The sequence below is a fragment of the Pseudonocardia nantongensis genome, from assembly GCF_046546495.1.
GTDB classification, from domain to species: Bacteria; Actinomycetota; Actinomycetes; order Mycobacteriales; family Pseudonocardiaceae; genus Pseudonocardia; species Pseudonocardia nantongensis.
Window position 1 is genome coordinate 93466 of record NZ_JBKGXT010000003.1, and the last position, 19035, is coordinate 112500.

Below are 19035 nucleotides of genomic sequence, written 5' to 3' on the forward strand. Positions count from 1 at the left end.
AGGGGATGGTCCGGCCGGGACGCACGGAAACCGCAGGTGAGCGGGTGGTCAGAGGTACTGCCCGGTCCCGCGCCCGAGGCCGTCCGGCATGCCGGACGGCTCCGCCCCGTCCGCGGCGCCCGGTGGCAGCCCGCGCCGCATCTGCTCCAGCTGCGCCCGGGCGGCCATCTGCTGGGCGAACAGCGCCGTCTGGATGCCGTGGAACAGACCCTCCAGCCATCCCACCAGCTGCGCCTGGGCGATCCGCAGCTCGCTCTCGGACGGCGTCTGGTCGGCGGTGAAGGGCAGGCTGAGCCGCTGCAGCTCCTCGCGCAGCTCCGGCGCCAGGCCCTCCTCCAGCTCCTTCACCGAGTTCTCGTGGATCTCCTTGAGCCGGCTGCGGGAGGCCTCGTCCAGCGGGGCCGCCTTCACCTCCTCCAGCAGCTGCTTGATCATCGTGCCGATCCGCATGACCTTGGCCGGCTGCTCGACCATCGACGCCGGACCCTGCTGCTCGTCGTCCGCGCCGCCGGACGGGACGCGGGCCATGCCCACCGGGCGGCCGTCCGCACCGACCACCATGACCCGCTCGTCCGGGGTCTCCTGCTCGTCGCTCATGGGCGTCATTCTGGCCCGGCCGGGGGCGCGGTCGCAGCCGGATCAGGCGTCCGGGTTCAGGAGCAGCAGCTTGCCGACGACGCCGCCGCCGTCCAGCCGCCGGTGCGCCTCCGCGGCGTCTGCCATCGAGAACCGCTCGAAGACGATCGGCCGGACGGTCCCGGCCCCGAACATCGGCCAGACCCGCTCCCGCACCTGCGCGACGATCCCGGCCTTGGACTGCTTCCCCTCGACCGGCCGGCCGCGCAGCCCCATAGCGGCGATGTGCGCCCGCTTCGCCAGCAGCGCGCCGATGTTGAGCTCGGCCTTCACCCCGCCCTGCATCCCGATGATCATCAGGCGGCCGTCCTTGGCCAGCGCGGACAGGTTGTTGGCCAGCGCCTTGGCGCCCATGTTGTCCAGGATGACGTCGGCGCCGTGGCCGTCGGTGGCCTTCTTCAGCTCCGCGGCGACGTCGTCGTGGTAGTCGATGACGATGTCCGCGCCCAGGTCACGGCAGGTCTGCAGCCGGTCGGCGTGCCCGGCGGTGGCCGCCACCCGGGCGCCGAACGCCTTCGCCACCTGGATCGCGTGCGTGCCGATGCCCGACGACCCGCCCTGGATCAGGAACGTCTCGCCCTCGGCCAGCGCGCCGGCCATGAACACGTTCGACCAGACCGTGCACGCGACCTCGGGCAGGCCGCCTGCCTCCTCGACCGACACGCCGTCCGGGATCGGGAGCAGCTGCACCGCCGGGACGGCGACCTTCTGCGCGTAGCCGCCGCCGGCCAGCAGCGCGCAGACCTCGTCGCCGACCGCCCATCCCGTGACGCCCTCGCCGAGCGCCGCGATCCGCCCGGAGCACTCCAGGCCGAGGATCTCCGAGGCGCCCGGCGGGACCGGGTAGTTGCCCTGCACCTGGAGCAGGTCGGCCCGGTTGACCGCGGAGGCGACGACGTCGACGACGACCTCGCCGGGGCCCGGCACCGGGTCCGGGACCTCCTCCCAGGCCATCTGCTCCGGACCGCCGTACTCCGCCAAGGTGATCGCCTTCATGGCTCCGGACGGTATTGCGTCGCGGCGTCCGGGGCGATCGGGGGAGACTCCGGCGGCATGGACTCGCTGCCCGCCCCGATCGACCCGGTGCCCGATCCCTGGCCGGTGCGCGGGCTGGTGCTGCGCACCCCGCGCCTGGAACTGCGCCCCGACGACGACGCGTCGCTGCGCGAGCTCGTCGCGCTGGCCCACCGTGGGATCCACCCGGCGTCGGAGATGCCGTTCCAGGAACCGTGGACCGCCGCGGACCCGCGCTACCTGGGTCGCGGGATGCTGCAGCACTTCTGGTCGCAGCGGGCGACGCTGGCTCCGGAGTCGTGGGGCCTGCACCTCGTCGTGCGTGCCGGGGACCGGGTGATCGGGCTGCAGAGCCTGACCGCGCACCGGTTCGCGGTGCTGCGCGAGGTGGACACCGGGTCCTACCTGGGCCGGGAGTTCCAGGGCCGGGGCTACGGCACCGAGATGCGAGCGGGGGTGCTCGCGTTCGCGTTCGACCTGCTCGGCGCGACGATCGCGCGCTCGGGCTACGTGGAGGGCAACACCGCCTCGGCGCGGGTGTCGCAGCGGCTCGGCTACCGCCCGGACGGTACCCGGCTGCTCCCGACGGGCGGTCAACGGGTCGTCGAGCGCCGGCTGCTGCTGGCACGGGAGGACTTCGTCCGCCCGGCCCGGCCACCGGAGGTGCGGGGCTACACGCCGGAGCTGGCCGGCCTGCTCGGGGCGGCACCGCCCGTGCGTGAATGGACGGCATGATCCACCGACGGAGCCCTGGCGATCTCGTGCACGGTGCGCTCGAGCTGGAACACACCCCGGACGGGGTACTCCCGCACCGGATGCCGGCGTGGGCCCGGGCGCGCGGGGACGGGCAGCTGGCCATGGCCGAGGCCCAGCCGTCCGGGGTACGGCTGGTGTTCCGGACCGCGGCGACGGCCGTCGAGCTGGTGACGGTGCGCACCCGGGTCGGCTACCGGGGGATCGGTCTGCGCCCGGACGGCGTCTACGACCTGCTGGTCGACGGCCGGCTCGCCGGCCGGGCAGGTGTCGACGGCGGGAAGACCCTGCTCCTGGACCCTGCCACCGGGACCTCGACGACCGAGCCGGGCCCGCCTGGGACCGTCCGGTTCGACGGCCTGCCCGGGCGGTCGGCGGTCGTCGAGATCCGGCTGCCGTACAACGAGATCACCGAGCTGGTCGAGCTGCGCGCCGACGCCCCGGTGGAGCCGGTCCCGGCCACCGGGCGCCGGGTGTGGCTGCACCACGGCAGCTCGATCAGCCACGGCTCGAACGCGGACGGGCCGAGCGGGACCTGGCCCGCGCTGGCCGCCGCAGCCGGCGACGTCGAGCTGGTCAACCTGGGCCTGAGCGGCAGCGCGCTGCTCGACCCGTTCACCGCGCGGGTGCTGCGCGACACCCCGGCCGACCTGGTCAGCGTCAAGCTGGGGATCAACGTGGTCGGTGCGGACCTGATGCGGTTGCGCGCGTTCGGCCCCGCCGTGCACGGGTTCCTGGACACCATCCGGGACGGGCACCCGGACGTCCCGCTGCTGGTCGTCTCGCCGATCCTCTGCCCGATCCACGAGCACGCGCCGGGTCCGCTGGAGCCCGACCTCACCGGCGGCACGGTGCGGTTCCGCGCGACCGGTGACCCGAACGGGGTCCGGGCCGGGCAGCTGACCCTGTCCGTGGTCCGCGACGAGCTCGCCCGGATCGTGGCCGAGCGCTCAGCCGACGACCCGAACCTGTCCTACCTGGACGGCCGCGAGCTCTACGGCACCGCGGACGCCGACGAGCTGCCGCTGCCGGACCGGCTGCACCCGGACGCCGCCACCCACGACCGGATGGGCGGGCGGTTCGCCGCGCGCGTCTTCGCCCCGGCCGGCCCCTTCAGCCGAGCGTGAAGGCCCCCATTTCCGCGTTGCGGAGCCATCGTGCGGGGTCACAGGGGTTCTGTGGCGCGGGAGGGCTCCACAACGCGGAAGGGTGGTGGGGTGTGCTCACGGCTCGGCCGTCGCGGCATGGGTGAGGAGCCTTGCGGCCATCTGCTCCGGGTACTCGCCGGGCAGCACGAGGCCTCCGGCAGACCTCGACGGTGCCGTGGGGCAGTGACCCGGCCCGCTCACTCCGCGGGGTCGCGTCCCGCAGCGCCGTCCCGGGTGCCGCTCCAGAGTTGGGGGACCGGTTTCCCCGCCGAGACGCAGATGAGCGGGATTCGTCGATCCCTGCGGCCCGCTGAGCTGCATGTCGGCGGGAACCGGCGGGTTCGCCCCGAGCCCCGGGAAGATCGTGTCCCATCGCGCCGGGGTGCCCGTCCACGTAGCGGGCGGCACGCCACCCGACGACCACCCGATACCCTCCCGGCGGAAGCGTGGCAGAGCGGCCGAATGCACCCGCCTTGAAAGCGGGCGTCCGAAAGGACCGCGGGTTCGAATCCCGCCGCTTCCGCCACAGGTCAGCGGCATGATCGGCGATCACGAATCGTCCTGCTCGTCTTCGTTGACAACAGCGGATGACAACAACCCGCCGGTGACAGCGGTACTGAGCTGCGAGAGCGCCGCGGCTTTCTCGTCGAGGTTGCCGTGCGCATAGACGGTCATCGTGACCTTGACGTCGCTGTGCCCGACGATCTCCCGCACGACGTGCGGCGGGATGCCGAGCGCGAGCAGCAACGACACGGCGGTGTGCCGGAGGTCGTGGAACCGCATCCGCCCGAGGCCCGCCGCCCTGCGGATCTGGTGCCACTGCGCGGCGAGCGTGCGCGGCGAGACGGATCCGCCCAGCGGCGAGGTGAACACGAGACCGGTTTCCGTCCAGCGGTCACCGGCGATCTCCCGCTCGCCGTCTTGCCGCTTCCGGTGCTCCTGCAGCGCGTCGATGACGGTTGTGGGCAGCGGGACGATCCGCCGGGACGCCCGGGACTTCGGCGGACCGAGATGCGCCTTGCCGTTGGCCCAGGTGAGCGACTGACGGACGGCGAGCTTGCCGACGTCCAGGTCGACGGCATCCCAGGCGAGGCCCAGCAGCTCGCCACGCCGCATCCCGAGCACGATCGCGCACAGGTACAGCGCGTACAGCCGATCGTCGGCGATCCGGGCGAGCAGCGCACGGGCCGCCACAGGGTCGAGGCTGGTCCCGACGTCGTACTCCGGGTTGGAGACCTGCACGAGCTTGGCGACGTTGCGCCCGATCAGCTCTTCGCGCACCGCGTTGGACAGCGCGTTCCGCAGGACCGCGTGGGCGAACTGGACCATGCGGGCCGAGAGCTTCCGTGGACCTCCGCCGCTGCCGCTGATCTCCTTCTCACGCAGCGTGGCGAGCAGCGTGCGGACATCCGCCGGTCCCAGCTCGTCGACCAACTCCGCCATGCGTCGAGCGTACGAGCGGCACCGTCTCCGTGATGCCGGCGCTCCTGCCCCTATACGTTCAGGTCCCTGAAATAGCGGGCAACTGGCCAGCGTTCGAAGCCGAGTGCCTCGTACGCGGCCCGCGCCGGCGCATGGCCCGGGTCGCCACCCGTCTCAACCATCACCATCTGCAGGCCAGCCGTCCGGACACGGTCGAACGAATGTGTAGTGAGAGCCGCGCCGATGCCGCGCCTCTGGTGTCTCGGATCGACGGCCAGGACGTAGATCTCGCCCATGTTGTCCTTCGCGTGCAGCCTGGTGCAGACCCACCCGGCGGCGTTCCCATCGACGAGCGCCACGTCGACATTCTCCGGTTCGTCGTCCAGCACCGTGGCCAGGTCGGCGAGCTGTCGTGCGCGCCAGCCTTCTGGGTAGAACGAGTCGTAGACGAAGCTGGGCACAGCCTGTCGAATCTGCGGGAAGACCGGCTCCCACGCCCTGAGGGAGAGGTCGAGCACCGGCTGGCGATAATCCACGGTGTAGGGCGTGATCGTGACTGCCATGGCCGCAACGTAGCGGGCGTCGCTGACGTCCCACGTGCGAGTTTCGAGTACCGCGACTGACCACAACGCTGACCGCAACCCGGACGGCGACGGCGACACACAGCAGGACGGCCGCGGACTCATGACCAGCGAGTTTGGGGCCATGACCTGGCTTCTCAGCCACCTTGAAAGCGGGCGTCCGAAAGGACCGGGGGTTCGAATCCCCCCGCTTCCGCCACAGGCTCGCGGTGCCGAAGGTCGTGGAACCCTATGCGACCGAGACCGGCGTCGGCTGCGCCTGCAGGCCTTTCCGTGACACGCATCACTTCGTGACGGTCTTGAGTGTGCCGCGACGGCCGAGTGTCTGCTGGTGCCACACAGCACATCGTTCGAGAGGGCACTCATGGCACTTCCGGAACTCATCACCGTCGAGGAATTCTTCGCCCCGCCGGAGCGCTCCGGCGCGCAGATCTCGCCGGACGGAACCCGGATCGCCTACCTGGCGCCGTGGCGCAACCGGCTCAACGTGTGGGTGCGCGGCATCGACTCCGAGGACGACGCGCGGTGCGTGACCGCCGATGAGACCCGCAGCGTGGTCGGCTTCCACTGGACCGACGACCCGCGCTGGCTGCTCTACCTGCAGGACTCCGGCGGCGACGAGAACTGGCACGTCTACCGGATCGACCTCGACGATCCGGGCTCGTCCGCGGTCGACCTCACGCCGTTCCCCGGGGTGCGCACCTGGGGGCTCGACCTGCCCGTCGGGCGGCCGGGGAAGGCGATCGTGCAGCTCAACACCCGCACCGTCGGCGAGATCGACCTGCACGAGCTCGACATCGCCACCGGGGAGCTCACGCTCCTGGCCCATAATCCCGGGCAGGTGATCGTTTGGCTCTGTGCGCCGGACGGTGAGCTCTACGGCCAGACGTTGACGGACGAGGGGGACATCGAGCTGTCGCGGTGGGACGGCGCGACCGGGTCGCTGAGCCCGGTCGTGGTCTTCGACGGGACCGACCACCCGTTGAACATCTCCCCGTTCCAGCTCACGCCGGACGGCACCGGCGTGTGGATCGGTTCCAACCGGGACACCGACCGGACCCGCCTGGCCAGGCTCGACCTGGCCACCGGGGTGGAGACCGAGGTCGACAGCCATCCGAGTCTCGATCTGGTGCCCGCCCCCTACCCGTCACTGATCACGCATCCGCGCACGGGCGAGCTGCGCGGGGTGCGCTATCTCGGGGAGCGGCAGGTCATCCGGGCGGTGGACCCGCACTTCGCAGAGGTGCTGGAGAAGGTGGAGACACTGTCCGACGGCGACGTCGCCGCGGTGTCGTCCGACGACGCAGGGCAGCGGTGGGTCGTCGCCTTCAACCACGACCGCGACCCGGGTGTCACCTGGTTCTACGACCACACCACGGGGGAGGCCCGGCAGCTCTTCCGCTCGCACCCGCACCTCGGTCCGGAGGTGATGGCGCCGATGGTGCCGGTGACGATCCCGGCGCGGGACGGGCTCAGCCTGCCCGGCTACCTGACGTTGCCGGTCGGGGTCGAGCCGACCGGGTTGCCGCTGGTCCTCGACGTACACGGCGGCCCCTGGGCACGCGACATCTGGATGTTCGACCCGTTCGTGCAGATGCTGGCCAACCGCGGCTACGCGGTGCTGCAGGTCAACTTCCGCGGGTCGACCGGCTACGGCAAGGCCCACACGAGGGCCGCGATCGGCGAGTTCGCCGGCGCCATGCACGACGACCTGATCGACGCCGTGAACTGGGCCGTCGAGCAGGGGTACGCCGATCGGGACCGGGTGGGAGTCTACGGGCTCTCTTACGGCGGCTACGCCGCGCTGGTCGCCGTCACGTTCACCCCGGACGTGTTCGCCGCGGCCATCGACTACTGCGGCATCTCGGACCTCGCGAACTTCATGCGCACGATGCCGCCCGCGGTGCGGGGGATGATGGCCAACAACTGGTACGCCTACGTCGGCGATCCGGCGGACCCGGCGCAGGAGGCCGACATGCTGGTCCGCTCACCGATCAGCCGGGTGGACGACATCCGCACACCGCTGATGGTGGTCCAGGGCGCCAACGACGTCCGGGTGGTGCAGGCCGAGTCCGACAACATCGTCGCGTCGCTGCGTGCCCGCGGCGTCGACGTCGAGTACATGGTCTCCGGCGACGAGGGGCACGGGTTCGCGAACCCGGAGAACCAGATCGACATGTATCGCGCAGCCGAGGCCTTCCTCGCCCGTCACCTGGGTGGGCACGACGGAGCTGACGGCACCGGGACGGCCCCGTCAGCCGTGCTCGAGGGTCGGTGAGCCAGGAGAGTCGTGGTGTCCTCGACGCTCATCGGGCGGCGTCCCCGGCCGTCGTGAAGCTGGTGCTCATCGAGGGCGAGGCGGGCCGGGCCACCGCGAACCACTGTCCGACGAGCACTGCGACGGCCGGCCGCGCCTCCGCGAGCCGGAGGATCCGGCGTGCCGGACCGGGAATCCGTTCGTCGATCCCGGTCAACCCGAGCGCCAGGCGGCCGGGCTCGTCCCGTGCGCGACCCGGAAGCGCCGCACGAAGTAGCCGGCGTCGCGATAGCCGACCCGGGACCCGATCTCGGCGACGGTCAGGTCGGTGTCGACGAGCAGCCGGCGGGCCTCCCGGAGCCGGCGTTCGGTGATCCACTGCTGGACCGTGCGGCCGGTCTCGCGGCCGACGACGGTCGTGAGGTGGCCCGGGGTGAGGCCGACGCCGGCCGCGACGTCGCGCAACGAGATCGGTTCCCGGAACCTGGCCTCGATCAGCTCGAACACCGCGGCCAGCTGCGGGTCGGCGGCCTCGGCCGGGACGTCGTCCTGGAGCCGGCCGAGCGCGACCAGCAGCAGGGTGAGGTGGGCCCGTGCGGCCTCGGCGTAGCCGTCGCGGCGGCCGGTCAGCTCGGCCTCCAGCGCGCCGAGCCGGGCGGTCCAGTCCGGCCGGTCCACGGGCGGGACCGACAGCCGCTGCCCACCGCCCCGGTGGCGGCCGACGAACGGGGCCAGCAACGGGTGCCCGCGCCAGGACGCCAGCGGCGCTGCCGCGCCCGGGTCGACGGCCTCCGCCGGGAAGAGGACCGTCCAGCCCTCGCCGTCCGGCGTCGACGGTCCGGTCCCGTCGTCCACGTCTGCTCTTGGGGCGCCGACCACCGCGCCCGGCGCGACGACGAACGCGTCGCCCGCGCCCAGCTCCCACACGCGGCCGTCGACGCGGCGCACCCAGCGACCGGACACGACGTGGAGCAGGAGCAGGAAGTCGTGCGCGTGGACGCCGCGGACCGGCCGCGCATCGCCCGCCGCGCCGTCGGCCCAGTGCTGGACGGCGATCGGGACCGGCGAGTGCGCGAAGTCGAGCAGCGGGACACCCGAAGAACGTCCCATCACGGCCGCACATCCTCTCTTGTCCGCTGATCACCAGCGGCGGATGCTGAGTTCACCACACGACTTTCGTACCACGGAGGGATCTTGAGTACCGACTACCTGCCCGCGCTGGTCCACCCGCGGTTCCTGCCCGGCTACGACGGCTTCGCCCGGTTGATGGGCACGACCGCGATCTACTGGCCGCTCGTGGCGCAGGCGGGGATCCAGCCCGGCTCGACCGTGCTGGAGATCGGCTGCGGCACCGGGAACGTGATCCTGCGGGCGAAGCAGGCGGTGCCGTCGGCGACAGTGATCGGACTCGACCCGGACCCCGACGCGCTCGCCATCGCCCGCCGCAAGGCCGCCGACGACGGCCTCGTGCTCCAGCTCGACCACGGCTACGCCGCCGAGCTGCCCTACGCCGACGGCGGCGTCGACCGCGTCCTGTCCTCGCTGATGCTGCACCACCTGCCCGCGGACGAGCAGGTCGCGGCACTGCGCGAGGTCCGCCGGGTGCTCGCGCCCGGCGGTAGCCTGCACCTGGTCGACCTGGACGAGGACCCGCGGGTGTCCGGGCCGATGGCACCGCTGAACAAGGTGCTGACCGCGGTGCTCCGGCGCGGTGCACCGGGGGACGGGCACGGCCACGGAGGCCCTGCGCACGGCCACGGTCATGCGGCGGCCCGGCCAGTGGCGGAGTTGCTGGCCGAGGCCGGGTTCGGCGCGTCGTCGGTCATCGGGCACCGGCGGACACGGATGGGTGCGGTGACCTACCACCGCGCCGAGCGGTAGTCCCGGGCGGTCACGACGAGCGTGCCGCCGGTGGGCCGGTCACCGGCTGCCCGGCGTCGTCGGGGACATGGCGGAGCACGTCGCCGGGCTGGCAGCCGAGCACCCGGCACACGGCGTCCAGGGTCGTGAAGCGGACGGCCTTGGCGCGGCCGTTCTTGAGCACGGCGACGTTCGCCGGGGTGATGCCGACCGCCTCGGCGAACTCGGCGACCGACATCCCGCGCTGCGCGAGCAGGACGTCGATGTCGACGACGATCGCCATCAGACGACCTCCTCGAGCTCGTGCCGCAGCAGTGTGGCGCTGCGCAGCAGGCCGTGCATGACCACCATGAGCAGCGCGAACGCCACCCCGGAGAGCCCGATCCCGCCGCCGATGACGACGAGGCCCGGCGCGTCGTCCAGTTCCCCGACGTGCACGCACAGCGCACCGACGAGCACGGCGGCGGCCAGCCCCGCGGCCGGGAGGACCCGGACCCAGCGGAACGCACGCTCGTCGAAGATCGCATCGCAGCGGACCATCGCCAGCAGCACCCACAAGGCGAGCAGCCCGGCCTGGGCGCTCGCGAGGGCCGCGACACCGATCACGGCGTAGGGGACGGGCAGGGGCTCGGCGCCGTCGAGCAGCCCGGCGGCGCCGAGGATGAATACCACCTGCAACGCGAGGGTCCCCAGCGTGATCACGACGAGGATCGCCCGCAGGGCGACGATGACGAGCCGGCTCATGTATCGATTTTCGATCGGTACCTATCGAATGTCAATAGGTGACATGGTGCGGTTCCGCTACGTGCACGCGGCGACGGACGGGACGTCCAGCTCCGGCCGGTGCGAGGCGCGCCTGGAAAACTGCCGGACGGGCGGCTCCGCTCGCACGAGGACTGGTTCTGGGAGTCCCGTCCGGGTGCGGGGACCAGCCTGGCTGAGGAGCTTCCCGGCTGACGGCACGGTGGTCCGTTCGGGCGAGGTTCGGGCTTCGGGGCATCCCGACCCGTTCGAGCGGCGAACCTGGGGTATGACGGCCGCACCTCTCGACCAGCCGTTCGCGCTGGTGACGATCGCGAGCGGGCTCCTGATGCTCGACGCGCCCGCCGCCCTGCAGGTGCTGTGGCTGCTGGGCGTGGCCGGGCTGCACCTGTGGTCCGGGGCCGCGCCGGACCGGCGGGAGGCGGACACACCCCGCCCGAGCTGACCGGGCGCACCGTCCGGGCCGGCCCGGACGGACGTCCCGACCTCTCAGGCCGGGACGCCGGTGGGCCGGGTGTGCGTCCGGGCGTCGGTGCCGTGGATCCAGGTCAGCCACGGGTCCAGGTCGGCGAGCCGGGCGTCCCGGGCGGCCGCGTCCGGCCCGTCGGGCAGGTGCAGCAGCTCGGAGGTGACCAGCGAGCTGCGCTGGACCTGCCGGGTCCGGCTCCGGCGCAGCCGCTCGTACCGGGCGAACGCGTCGTCGTGCCGGCCGGTGAGCACGCCGGGCGCGGCGAGCACGTCGGACAGCACGGCGGCGTCCTCGATCGACTGGTTCGCGCCCTGGCCGTGGTGCGGCAGCATGGTGTGCGCCGCGTCGCCGAGCAGCACCACCCGGCCGCGCGACCAGCGCGACAGTGGCGGCAGCGTGTACAGCGGCCAGTGGTCGGACTGTGGCACCGCCGTGACCATCTCGCGCACCGCGGGCGCCCACCCCTCGAAGGCGGCGGCCAGGGTGCCGGGCGCTGCCGTGGCGGGGCCGGCACCGGCGGTCCAGGCGTCCGGGCCCTCCAGGACGGCCAGGAAGTTCACCGTCCCGGCGTCCGCCCCGATCGCGTAGTGCAGCAGGTGGGCGTCCGGGCCCATCCAGAACTGGATCGCCTGCGGGTCCGGCAGCGAGGGCAGGTCCGCGGTCGGGACCAGGCCGCGGAACCCGCTGGTGCCGGTGTAGGCGGGCCGGGCCTCCGGGTCGATCACCGACCGCAGCCGGGAGTGCACCCCGTCGGCCCCGACGACGACCGACGCCGTCGCGGTCTCCCCGCCCGCCAGCGCGAGCGAGACGTGGTCGCCGTGGTCGGTCACGCCGGTGACCTCGGTGCCGAGCCGGATCAGCCCCGCGGGGCACGCCCCGGCCAGCACCCGCTGGAACTCTGCGCGGTGGATGCCCAGGTAGGGGGCCCCGAACCGGTCCCGGTACGAGCCGTCGATCCCGACCGGGAAGGCGGTGATCCGGTCGTGCGTGCGCCACCCGCGGTGGATCAGCTCGGTGGGCTGGGTCGCCACCTCCTCCAGCCGGTCGAGCAGGCCGAGCTCGGCCAGCGGGCGCAGCCCGTTCGCCGACAGGGCCACCGCGGCGCCGACCTCGCGCAGTTCGGCGGCCCGCTCGTACACGGTCACCGGGACGCCGCGCGCCTCCAGCGACAGGGCCAGCGAGAGCCCGCCGATGCCGGCTCCGACGATCGCCACCGATCCAGCCATCTCCGGATCCTGACACGCGTACCGGGACCCCGTCCTGACCCGGAACGTCCGGATGGGGCCCGTGTTCAGCGTTGTCGGGTTCAGCGGCGTCGGCCCGGAACGTGCTGGATTCCGGTCAGCAGGTACACGTCACCGTGTCGATGTCCGGTCCGCATGCGCTGCCCATCCCTCTCCGTCGGCCGGGCCCGGTGTCCGGTCGCGTCCGGATTCGAGCACGGGTCGGGGGAAGAGTCAGGGCGAACCCGGAGTTCGAACCGGACAGGACGGGCACTCTGGAGGCATGCTCCGCCTGATCCTGAACGTCGTCTGGCTCGTGCTCTCGGGCTTCTGGCTGTTCCTCGCCTACCTGGCGGCCGGGATCCTCGCCTGCGTACTGATCGTCACGATCCCGTTCGGCGTCGCGTCGTTCCGGATCGGGTTCTACGCGCTCTGGCCGTTCGGCCGGGATGTGGTCCGCCGCCCGACGGCCGGGGCCGCGTCCACGATCGGCAACGTGCTGTGGATCATCCTGTTCGGCTGGTGGCTGGTGCTCGGGCACCTCGGTACCGCGATCGCCCTGGCGATCACCATCGTCGGCCTGCCACTGGCCTGGGCGAACCTGAAGCTGATCCCGGTCTCGCTGTTCCCGCTGGGTTCGCAGATCGTGGACACCGACACCTACGTGCCCGGGTCCCGGATCGCGACGTGAGCACTCACTCCGGGTCGTTGAGGAACTCCACGCCCGCCCGGAACAGCAGGCTCGGGTCGTGCACGCCGCACAGCTCCCGGGCCGAATGCATGGACAGCACCGGGATCCCGACGTCGATGGTCCGGATGCCCAGCCGGGTCGCCATGATCGGCCCGACGGTCGACCCGCACGGCACGGTGTTCTTCGAGACGAACACCTGGCTCGGCACGTCCGCGGTCCGGCAGGCGCGCTTCCACGCGGCGGCGCCGGGCGCGTCGGTGGCGTACCGCTGCACCGCATTGACCTTCAGCGACGGGCCCCGGTTCGGTACCGACAGGTGGTCCGGGTCGTGCTTGTCCAGGTGGTTCGGGTGCGCGGCGTGCGTGACGTCCACCGACAGGCACCGGGACCTGGAGAACGCCGCGCGCCGCCGGTCGAAGCCGCCGGCGAGCTCGGTCAGCACCGTCTCCAGCAGCGGCCCGGCCGCCCCGGTCGCGGTGTCCGAGCCGACCTCCTCGTGGTCGAACCCGACGAACACCGGCACGGTGCCGGGATCCCGCTCGGCGGCGGCGATCAGTGCCGTGACCCCGGCATGCACCGACGCCAGGTTGTCCAGCCGCGGCGCCGCCATCAGCTCGTCGTCCCGGCCCAGGGTGGCTGGCGGGGTGAGGTCGTAGGTGAACAGGTCGTGCGCGGCGACCTCGGACGGGTCCTCGTCGCAGCGCACGGCCAGGAACTCCAGCAGGTCCCCGTCGTCGGGGACGCCCAGGCCCCAGACCGGCAGCAGGTGCTGCTGCGGGTCCAGGGTGAGCCCCTGGTTCACCCCACGGTCGAGATGGATCGCCAGCTGCGGGATCCGCAGCAGCGGCCGGTCCACCCGCACCGGGACCACCCGACCGTCGTAGAGCGCCAGCCGTCCGGCCAGCCCCAGGTCACGGTCCAGCCAGGAGTTCCACAGCGCCCCGCCGTAGACCTCCACGCCGACCTGCCGCCAGCCGGCAGCACCGACGTCCGGGTTGGGCTTGACCTTGAACCCGGGCGAGTCGGTGTGCGCCGCGAAGATCCGCAGCGGGCGGTCGCCGGGTGTCGCCGGCTGCCACCAGGCCAGGATCGTGCCGTCGCGGCGCAGGTAGCGCCCGCCGGCACCCTCGACCCAGGGGCCGTCCTCGGGCTGCTCGACGAACCCGGCCGCGGTGAGCCGCCGGACTGCCTCGGCCACCGCGTGGTACGGCGACGGGCTCGCGGTCAGGAACGAGGCGAGGTCACGTGCAGCGTCGGTCACGTGAGGCATCCTGGCACCGATGGCGGGTGAGTCGAGGACCGGCACCTACGACGTGGTGGTGGTCGGCGCGGGTTCCGCCGGGTGCACGCTGGCCGGTCGGCTGGCCGCCCGCGGGGTCCGGACGGCGCTGGTGGAGGCGGGTGCCGTCGTCGTCCCGCCGGAGACGATGCCGATCGCCTCGCTCGCCGCCACCGCTCCCGGGCACGTCCTGAACTGGGCCTACCGCGCCACGCTGTGCCAGGGCCGGGAGTCAACGGTGCCGCGCGGCCGGGTGCTCGGCGGGTCCGGCGCGATCAACGGCGGCTACTTCGTCCGCGCGCCCCCGGCCGACTTCGCCGGCTGGGCCGTCCCCGGCTGGTCCTACGACGACGTCCTGCCGTACTACCGGCGGCTGGAGAACGATCTCGAGTTCGGTGCCGAGCCGGTGCACGGACGGTCCGGCCCGCTGCGGGTCTCCCGGCCGGCCGGGCACCTGCGGGCCCCGCTGACCGACCCGTTCCTGGAGGCCTGCGCCACGCTCGGGTACCGGGCGGAGCCGGACAAGAACGCCGGCGGCCCGCCCGGGGCCGGGCCGGTTCCGACGAACGCGGAAGACGGGCAGCGGGTCAGCGCCGCGACCGCCTACCTGCCGCCGCCGTGGGGCCGCGCGGAGCCGCCGCTCCACCCGCTGACCGTGCACGGCGGCCACCCGGTCGAGGAACTGCTGCTGGACCGCGGCCGGGTGCGCGGCGTCCGGACGGCGGACGGTTCGGTACTGCACGCGGCGGAGACGGTCGTCGCGGCGGGCGCCGTGGGTACCCCCGCGCTGCTGCAGCGGTCCGGGATCGGGCCGGAGGACACCCTGCGGGCCGCGGGTGTCGCGGTGCGGCGCGAGCTGCCCGGGGTCGGTCGCGGCTGGTCGGACCACCCGAGCGTCTACCTGCCGCTGCGCGCGGCGCTGCCCGACCCGCATCCGGACGCCGTCGCCGCGCAGGCCGCGCTGCACCTGGACTCGGGCACCGACCCGGCCGGGGACCTGGAGGTGCTGCTGTTCGCGCGGCCGTTCGCGCCGGGCGGGCCCGCGCACGTGATGTGCGCGGTGCAGCGCCCGGACAGCCGGGGGCTGCTCGCGATCACCTCGCCGGACCCGGCCGCCCCGCCCCGCCTGGACTTCCGCTACCTGCGCAGCACGTCGGACCGGCACCGGATGCGGGCCGCGGTGCGAGTCGCTGCGGAGATCCTCCGGGCTGCCGGGTGGGACCGTGCCGGCGCCGACGACGGCGGCCCGCAGGGCTGGGAGCTGGGCAACGACACCCGGCTGGACGAGTGGCTCTACACCCGCCTGACGACGTCGGTACACCTGTCCGGCAGCGCGGCGATGGGGAACGGGCCGGACGCCGTGGTCGATCCGGAGCTGCGGGTGCACGGCCTGACCGGACTGCGGGTCGCCGACACCTCGGTGCTGCCGTCGGTGCCGCGGCGCGGCCCGGCGGCCACCGCTGTCATGATCGGGGAACGCGCGGCGGACCTGCTGCGGGCGTGCTGAAAGGGGACCGCGGTGCGGGACGAGGTCACGGTGCACATGAAGGCGCCCGCGCAGGCGATCTGGGAGCTGGTCGCCGACGTGCGCAACACCGGCCGGTTCTCGCCCGAGACCCTGGAGGCCGAGTGGCTCGACGGCGCCACCGGCCCCGCGCTCGGCGCCCGGTTCCGCGGGCACGTCAAGCGCAACGGGCGCGGACCGATGTACTGGACCGTCTGCCGGGTCACCGCCTGCGAGCCGGGGCGGGAGTTCGGGTTCGCGGTGCTGGCCGGGCGGGCGACGCTGAACAACTGGCACTACCGCTTCACCCCGAACGGTGGCGGCACCGACGTCACCGAGTCGTTCGCGCTGGAGGAGGGACCCGGCACCCGGGTCTACTGGGCGCTGGCCGGGCGGGCGCGGCGGCGGACGAACGTGCGCGGCATGACCGCGACCCTGGAACGCATCCGGGCGGTCGTCGAAGGCGGGTGAGTCCGGCGGTGCCGCCGAGTCCGGGGTGCAGCGACAGGATCGGCGGAACACCCTCGTGCGGGCCCGCCACGGATTCTAGGGTCGACGGGTGATCCGACCGGCGACCACGGCCGACGCCCCGGCCCTGCGCGCGATCGAACGGGCCGCCGGGGAGGCGTTCCGGGCGATCGGCCTGGACGTCGTCGCCGACGACGAGCCGCCACCCGCGGCGGTGCTGGCCGCCTACGCGACCGCCGGGCTGGCGTTCGTCGCCGAGCGCGCCACCGAGCGGAGCGCAGGCGGAGCGAGCACGGGCACCGAGCGGAGCGCAGGCGGAGCGAGCATCGGCACCGAGCGGAGCGCAGGCGGAGCGAGCATCGGCACCGAGCGGAGCGCAGGCGGAGCGAGCACCGGCACCGAGCCGGTCGGCTACCTGCTGACCGAGATCGTGGACGGGTGCGCGCACGTCGAGCAGGTCTCGGTGCTGCCCCGGATGCGCGGCCGCCGGATCGGCGGGGGCCTGGTCGAGCACCTCGCCGGGTGGGCACGGGACCGCGGACTGCCCGCGCTGACCCTCACCACCTACCGGGACGTGCCGTGGAACGGCCCGTACTGGGTGCGGCTGGGGTTCCGGGAGCTGATCGAGCTGCCGCCGGGGCTGCGGGCGATCCGGGACGCCGAGACCGCCCGCGGCCTGGACGTGTGGCCGCGGCTGGCGATGCGCCGCGAGCTCTGACCGCGCGAACCTGTCGGTGCCCGGTCGTAGGGTCCGGTCATGGCCGACGTGGAGAACCCGTTCCTGCACCCGAGCGAGCTGCCGTTCGGGCTGCCCGACACCGGCCGGATCCGCGACGAGCACTACCGGCCGGCCTTCGACGCCGGGATGCGTGAGCAGCGAGCCGAGGTGGCGGCGATCGTCGCGTCCGGCGAACCGACGTTCGAGAACACGGTGGTCGCGATGGAGCGCTCCGGCGCGGTGCTGGACCGGGTGTCCCGGCTGTTCTTCACCCGGGTCTCCGCGGACACCTCGCCCGCGGTGCAGGAGATCGAGGCCGAGGTCGCGCCGCTGCTCGCCGCGCACGCCGACGCGATCGCGCTGGACCCGGGACTGTTCGCCCGGATCGATACGCTGCACGGGCGTCGGCACGACCTGGGCCTGGATCCGGAGTCGTTGCGCCTGCTCGAGCGCCGGCACCGGGACATGGTCCGCGGCGGGGCCCGGCTCGGCCCGGCCGAGCAGCAGCGGCTGCGCGAGCTGAACGAGCAGCTGTCCGCCCTGTCCACCGGGTTCGGCGCCGCGCTGCTGGCCGGGGCGAACGCCGCCGCGGTGCACGTCACCGACCCGGCCAGGCTGGACGGGCTGTCCGAGGACGCGATCGCCGCCGCGGCGGCCGCGGCCACCGACCGCGGTCACGACGGCGGCTACCTGATCACGCTGGTGCTGCCGACCGCGCAACCGGCGCTGGCCTCGCTGACCGACCGGTCGCTGCGCGAGGAGCTGTTCCGGGCCTCGACGGCCCGGGGTGCGGGTGGCGCGCACGACGTCCGGGACACGGTGCTGCGGATCGTGCGGCTGCGCGCGGAGCGGGCCCGGCTGCTCGGGTACCCCGACCACGCCTCCTGCGTGATCGGTGGTGCGACCGGGAGCAGCGACGGTGTCACCACCGCGGGGACCGCCCGGGCCGCCGGGGAGATGCTGGAGTCGCTGGTCCCGGCGGCGATGGCGAACGCCGACGCCGAGGCCGCCCAGCTCGCCGAGCTGGCCGCCGGCGAGGTCGACGAGCTCCGCCCGTGGGACTGGGCGTACTACGCCGACCGCTACCGCGTCGAGCACTTCGCGGTGAACGACGCCGCGCTCCGCCCGTACCTGGAGGTCGAGCGGGTGATCACCGACGGCGTGTTCCGCGCCGCCGGGCAGCTGTACGGGATCTCCTTCACCGAACGCACCGACCTGCCCGTCTACCACCCGGACGTCCGCTGGTGGGAGGTGCGCGACGAGAGTGGCGAGGTGGTGGGCCTGTTCGGCGCGGACCTGTGGGCGCGACCGTCGAAGCGGGGCGGGGCGTGGATGAACGCGCTGGTCGACCAGGCGTCACTGCTCGGGACGGCACCGGTCGTACTGAACACACTGAACCTGGTGAAGCCGGCACCGGGCGAGCCCGCGCTGCTCACGCTGGACGAGGTCCGCACCCTGTTCCACGAGTTCGGGCACGCGCTGCACGGGCTGTTCTCCGCGGTGGCCTACCCGAGCTTCTCCGGGACGGCGGTGCCGCGGGACTTCGTCGAGTTCCCCAGCCAGGTCAACGAGATGTGGCTGGAGGACCCGGAGATCCTCGGCGCGTTCGCCCGGCACCACGTGAGCGGGGAGCCGCTCGCGCCGGAGCGGCTGTCGGCGGCGCTGGCTGCGCGCGGCTACGGCGAGGGGTTCGCGACGACGGAGTATCTGGCCGCGTCGCTGCTCGACCAGGCCTGGCATCGGCTCTCCCCGGAGGAGGCGGACGCGGTGACCGATGTCGTCGCGTTCGAGCGACAGGCCCTGGAGGGGGCAGGCGTCGCGCACCCGCTGATCCCGCCCCGCTACCTCACGACCTACTTCAACCACGTCTTCGCCAGCGGGTACGCCGCGGCCTACTACTCCTACATCTGGGCCGAGGTGCTCGACGCGGACACCGTCGACTGGTTCGGCGAGCACGGCGGCCTGCACCGGGAGAACGGCGACCGGTTCCGCCGCGAGCTGCTCTCCCGCGGTGGCGCGGTCGACCCGATGGAGGCCTACCGCGCGTTCCGCGGCCGGGACCCGGAGATCGCGCCGCTGCTGCGGCGTCGCGGCCTCACCACCGCCGGAACCTGACTGCGGCACCGTCCTGAAGCGACACCGTCCTGAAGCGACACCGTCCTGGAGCGACACCGTCCTGAAGCGACACCGCCCGCCCCGCCCGGTGGGGAGCTCCGGGCGCGGCGGGCGTGTCGTCCCCCGCGGGTGTGC

The 19035-nt window shown here is 73.4% G+C and carries 19 protein-coding genes and 1 tRNA gene; 11 read left to right on the forward strand and 9 right to left on the reverse strand.

What is annotated here, in order from left to right; all coding sequences use genetic code 11:
* Positions 1-48: 48 nt before the first annotated feature.
* Together ACLFMI_RS04205 and ACLFMI_RS04210 are read right to left on the reverse strand one after the other, a co-directional pair.
* On the reverse strand, positions 49-606 hold the full coding sequence (locus ACLFMI_RS04205) for a bacterial proteasome activator family protein (protein WP_410946391.1): 558 nt from the start codon (positions 604-606) through the stop codon (positions 49-51).
* Positions 607-639: 33 nt separating this feature from the next.
* Positions 640-1632, reverse strand: a complete 993-nt coding sequence (locus tag ACLFMI_RS04210) for an NAD(P)H-quinone oxidoreductase (protein WP_410946392.1) — start codon at positions 1630-1632, stop codon at positions 640-642.
* Between the two features lie 57 nt (positions 1633-1689).
* On the opposite strand from ACLFMI_RS04210, the gene ACLFMI_RS04215 reads away from it, so the two are divergent.
* The 3 genes from ACLFMI_RS04215 (at position 1690) to ACLFMI_RS04225 (ending at position 4077) form a co-directional block, all read left to right on the forward strand.
* A complete protein-coding gene (locus tag ACLFMI_RS04215) occupies positions 1690-2385 on the forward strand; it encodes a GNAT family N-acetyltransferase (RefSeq protein ID WP_410946393.1) in 696 nt (231 codons plus the stop codon).
* Entirely contained in the window at positions 2382-3530 is a 1149-nt protein-coding gene (locus ACLFMI_RS04220) for a GDSL-type esterase/lipase family protein (RefSeq protein WP_410946620.1), read from the forward strand. The genes ACLFMI_RS04215 and ACLFMI_RS04220 overlap by 4 nt, the downstream gene beginning before the upstream one ends.
* Before the next feature lie 461 nt (positions 3531-3991).
* Positions 3992-4077 (forward strand) — tRNA-Ser (locus ACLFMI_RS04225).
* Positions 4078-4100: 23 nt separating this feature from the next.
* Here ACLFMI_RS04225 and ACLFMI_RS04230 read toward each other — a convergent pair.
* The gene (locus tag ACLFMI_RS04230) at positions 4101-4994 is read right to left on the reverse strand and encodes a tyrosine-type recombinase/integrase (protein ID WP_410946394.1); all 894 of its coding nucleotides are present in this window, start codon (positions 4992-4994) and stop codon (positions 4101-4103) included.
* Between the two features lie 50 nt (positions 4995-5044).
* Positions 5045-5536 (reverse strand): GNAT family N-acetyltransferase, encoded by a 492-nt coding sequence (locus tag ACLFMI_RS04235; RefSeq protein WP_410946395.1) that lies wholly within the window; start codon positions 5534-5536, stop codon positions 5045-5047.
* 382 nt (positions 5537-5918) lie between these two features.
* Between ACLFMI_RS04235 and ACLFMI_RS04240 the strand changes: the two genes are divergently transcribed.
* Positions 5919-7832: an alpha/beta fold hydrolase gene (locus ACLFMI_RS04240; RefSeq protein ID WP_410946396.1), complete on the forward strand. Its 1914-nt coding sequence runs from the start codon at positions 5919-5921 to the stop codon at positions 7830-7832.
* Between the two features lie 192 nt (positions 7833-8024).
* Here the strand turns inward: ACLFMI_RS04240 and ACLFMI_RS04245 are convergent, their stop codons facing one another.
* Positions 8025-8921: an AraC family transcriptional regulator gene (locus ACLFMI_RS04245; protein ID WP_410946397.1), complete on the reverse strand. Its 897-nt coding sequence runs from the start codon at positions 8919-8921 to the stop codon at positions 8025-8027.
* A gap of 84 nt (positions 8922-9005) precedes the next feature.
* Here ACLFMI_RS04245 and ACLFMI_RS04250 point away from each other — a divergent pair, with 84 nt between their 5' ends.
* Positions 9006-9692: a class I SAM-dependent methyltransferase gene (locus tag ACLFMI_RS04250; protein WP_410946398.1), complete on the forward strand. Its 687-nt coding sequence runs from the start codon at positions 9006-9008 to the stop codon at positions 9690-9692.
* 10 nt (positions 9693-9702) lie between these two features.
* On the opposite strand, the gene ACLFMI_RS04255 is transcribed toward ACLFMI_RS04250, so the two are convergent.
* Both ACLFMI_RS04255 and ACLFMI_RS04260 read right to left on the reverse strand, forming a co-directional pair.
* Positions 9703-9954, reverse strand: a complete 252-nt coding sequence (locus ACLFMI_RS04255; RefSeq protein ID WP_410946399.1) for a helix-turn-helix domain-containing protein — start codon at positions 9952-9954, stop codon at positions 9703-9705.
* Positions 9954-10415, reverse strand: coding sequence for a DUF2975 domain-containing protein (locus tag ACLFMI_RS04260; protein WP_410946400.1), 462 nt, complete (start codon positions 10413-10415; stop codon positions 9954-9956). Before ACLFMI_RS04260 ends, ACLFMI_RS04255 begins: the two co-directional genes overlap by 1 nt.
* Positions 10416-10701: 286 nt before the next feature.
* On the opposite strand from ACLFMI_RS04260, the gene ACLFMI_RS04265 reads away from it, so the two are divergent.
* Positions 10702-10878, forward strand: a complete 177-nt coding sequence (locus ACLFMI_RS04265) for a hypothetical protein (RefSeq protein ID WP_410946401.1) — start codon at positions 10702-10704, stop codon at positions 10876-10878.
* Between the two features lie 44 nt (positions 10879-10922).
* Here ACLFMI_RS04265 and ACLFMI_RS04270 read toward each other — a convergent pair whose 3' ends face one another.
* Positions 10923-12128, reverse strand: a complete 1206-nt coding sequence (locus ACLFMI_RS04270) for an FAD-dependent oxidoreductase (protein ID WP_410946402.1) — start codon at positions 12126-12128, stop codon at positions 10923-10925.
* A 280-nt stretch (positions 12129-12408) separates the two neighbouring features.
* Between ACLFMI_RS04270 and ACLFMI_RS04275 the strand changes: the two genes are divergently transcribed.
* Complete coding sequence (locus ACLFMI_RS04275) at positions 12409-12816, forward strand: YccF domain-containing protein (protein ID WP_410946403.1); 408 nt, start codon at positions 12409-12411, stop codon at positions 12814-12816.
* Between the two features lie 4 nt (positions 12817-12820).
* On the opposite strand, the gene ACLFMI_RS04280 is transcribed toward ACLFMI_RS04275, so the two are convergent.
* Positions 12821-14077 carry a M18 family aminopeptidase gene (locus tag ACLFMI_RS04280; RefSeq protein WP_410946404.1) on the reverse strand — a complete coding sequence of 419 codons (1257 nt, stop codon included), beginning with the start codon at positions 14075-14077 and terminating at the stop codon, positions 12821-12823.
* 19 nt (positions 14078-14096) lie between these two features.
* On the opposite strand from ACLFMI_RS04280, the gene mftG reads away from it, so the two are divergent.
* The 4 genes from mftG to ACLFMI_RS04300 all read left to right on the forward strand — a co-directional run bounded on the left by mftG (position 14097) and on the right by ACLFMI_RS04300 (position 18900).
* Complete coding sequence (gene mftG, locus ACLFMI_RS04285) at positions 14097-15602, forward strand: mycofactocin dehydrogenase MftG (RefSeq protein WP_410946405.1); 1506 nt, start codon at positions 14097-14099, stop codon at positions 15600-15602.
* 12 nt (positions 15603-15614) lie between these two features.
* Entirely contained in the window at positions 15615-16070 is a 456-nt protein-coding gene (locus ACLFMI_RS04290) for an SRPBCC family protein (protein ID WP_410946406.1), read from the forward strand.
* Positions 16071-16158: 88 nt separating this feature from the next.
* Positions 16159-16785 (forward strand): GNAT family N-acetyltransferase, encoded by a 627-nt coding sequence (locus ACLFMI_RS04295; protein WP_410946407.1) that lies wholly within the window; start codon positions 16159-16161, stop codon positions 16783-16785.
* A gap of 39 nt (positions 16786-16824) precedes the next feature.
* Positions 16825-18900, forward strand: a complete 2076-nt coding sequence (locus tag ACLFMI_RS04300) for a M3 family metallopeptidase (protein WP_410946408.1) — start codon at positions 16825-16827, stop codon at positions 18898-18900.
* Positions 18901-19035 lie beyond the last annotated feature (135 nt).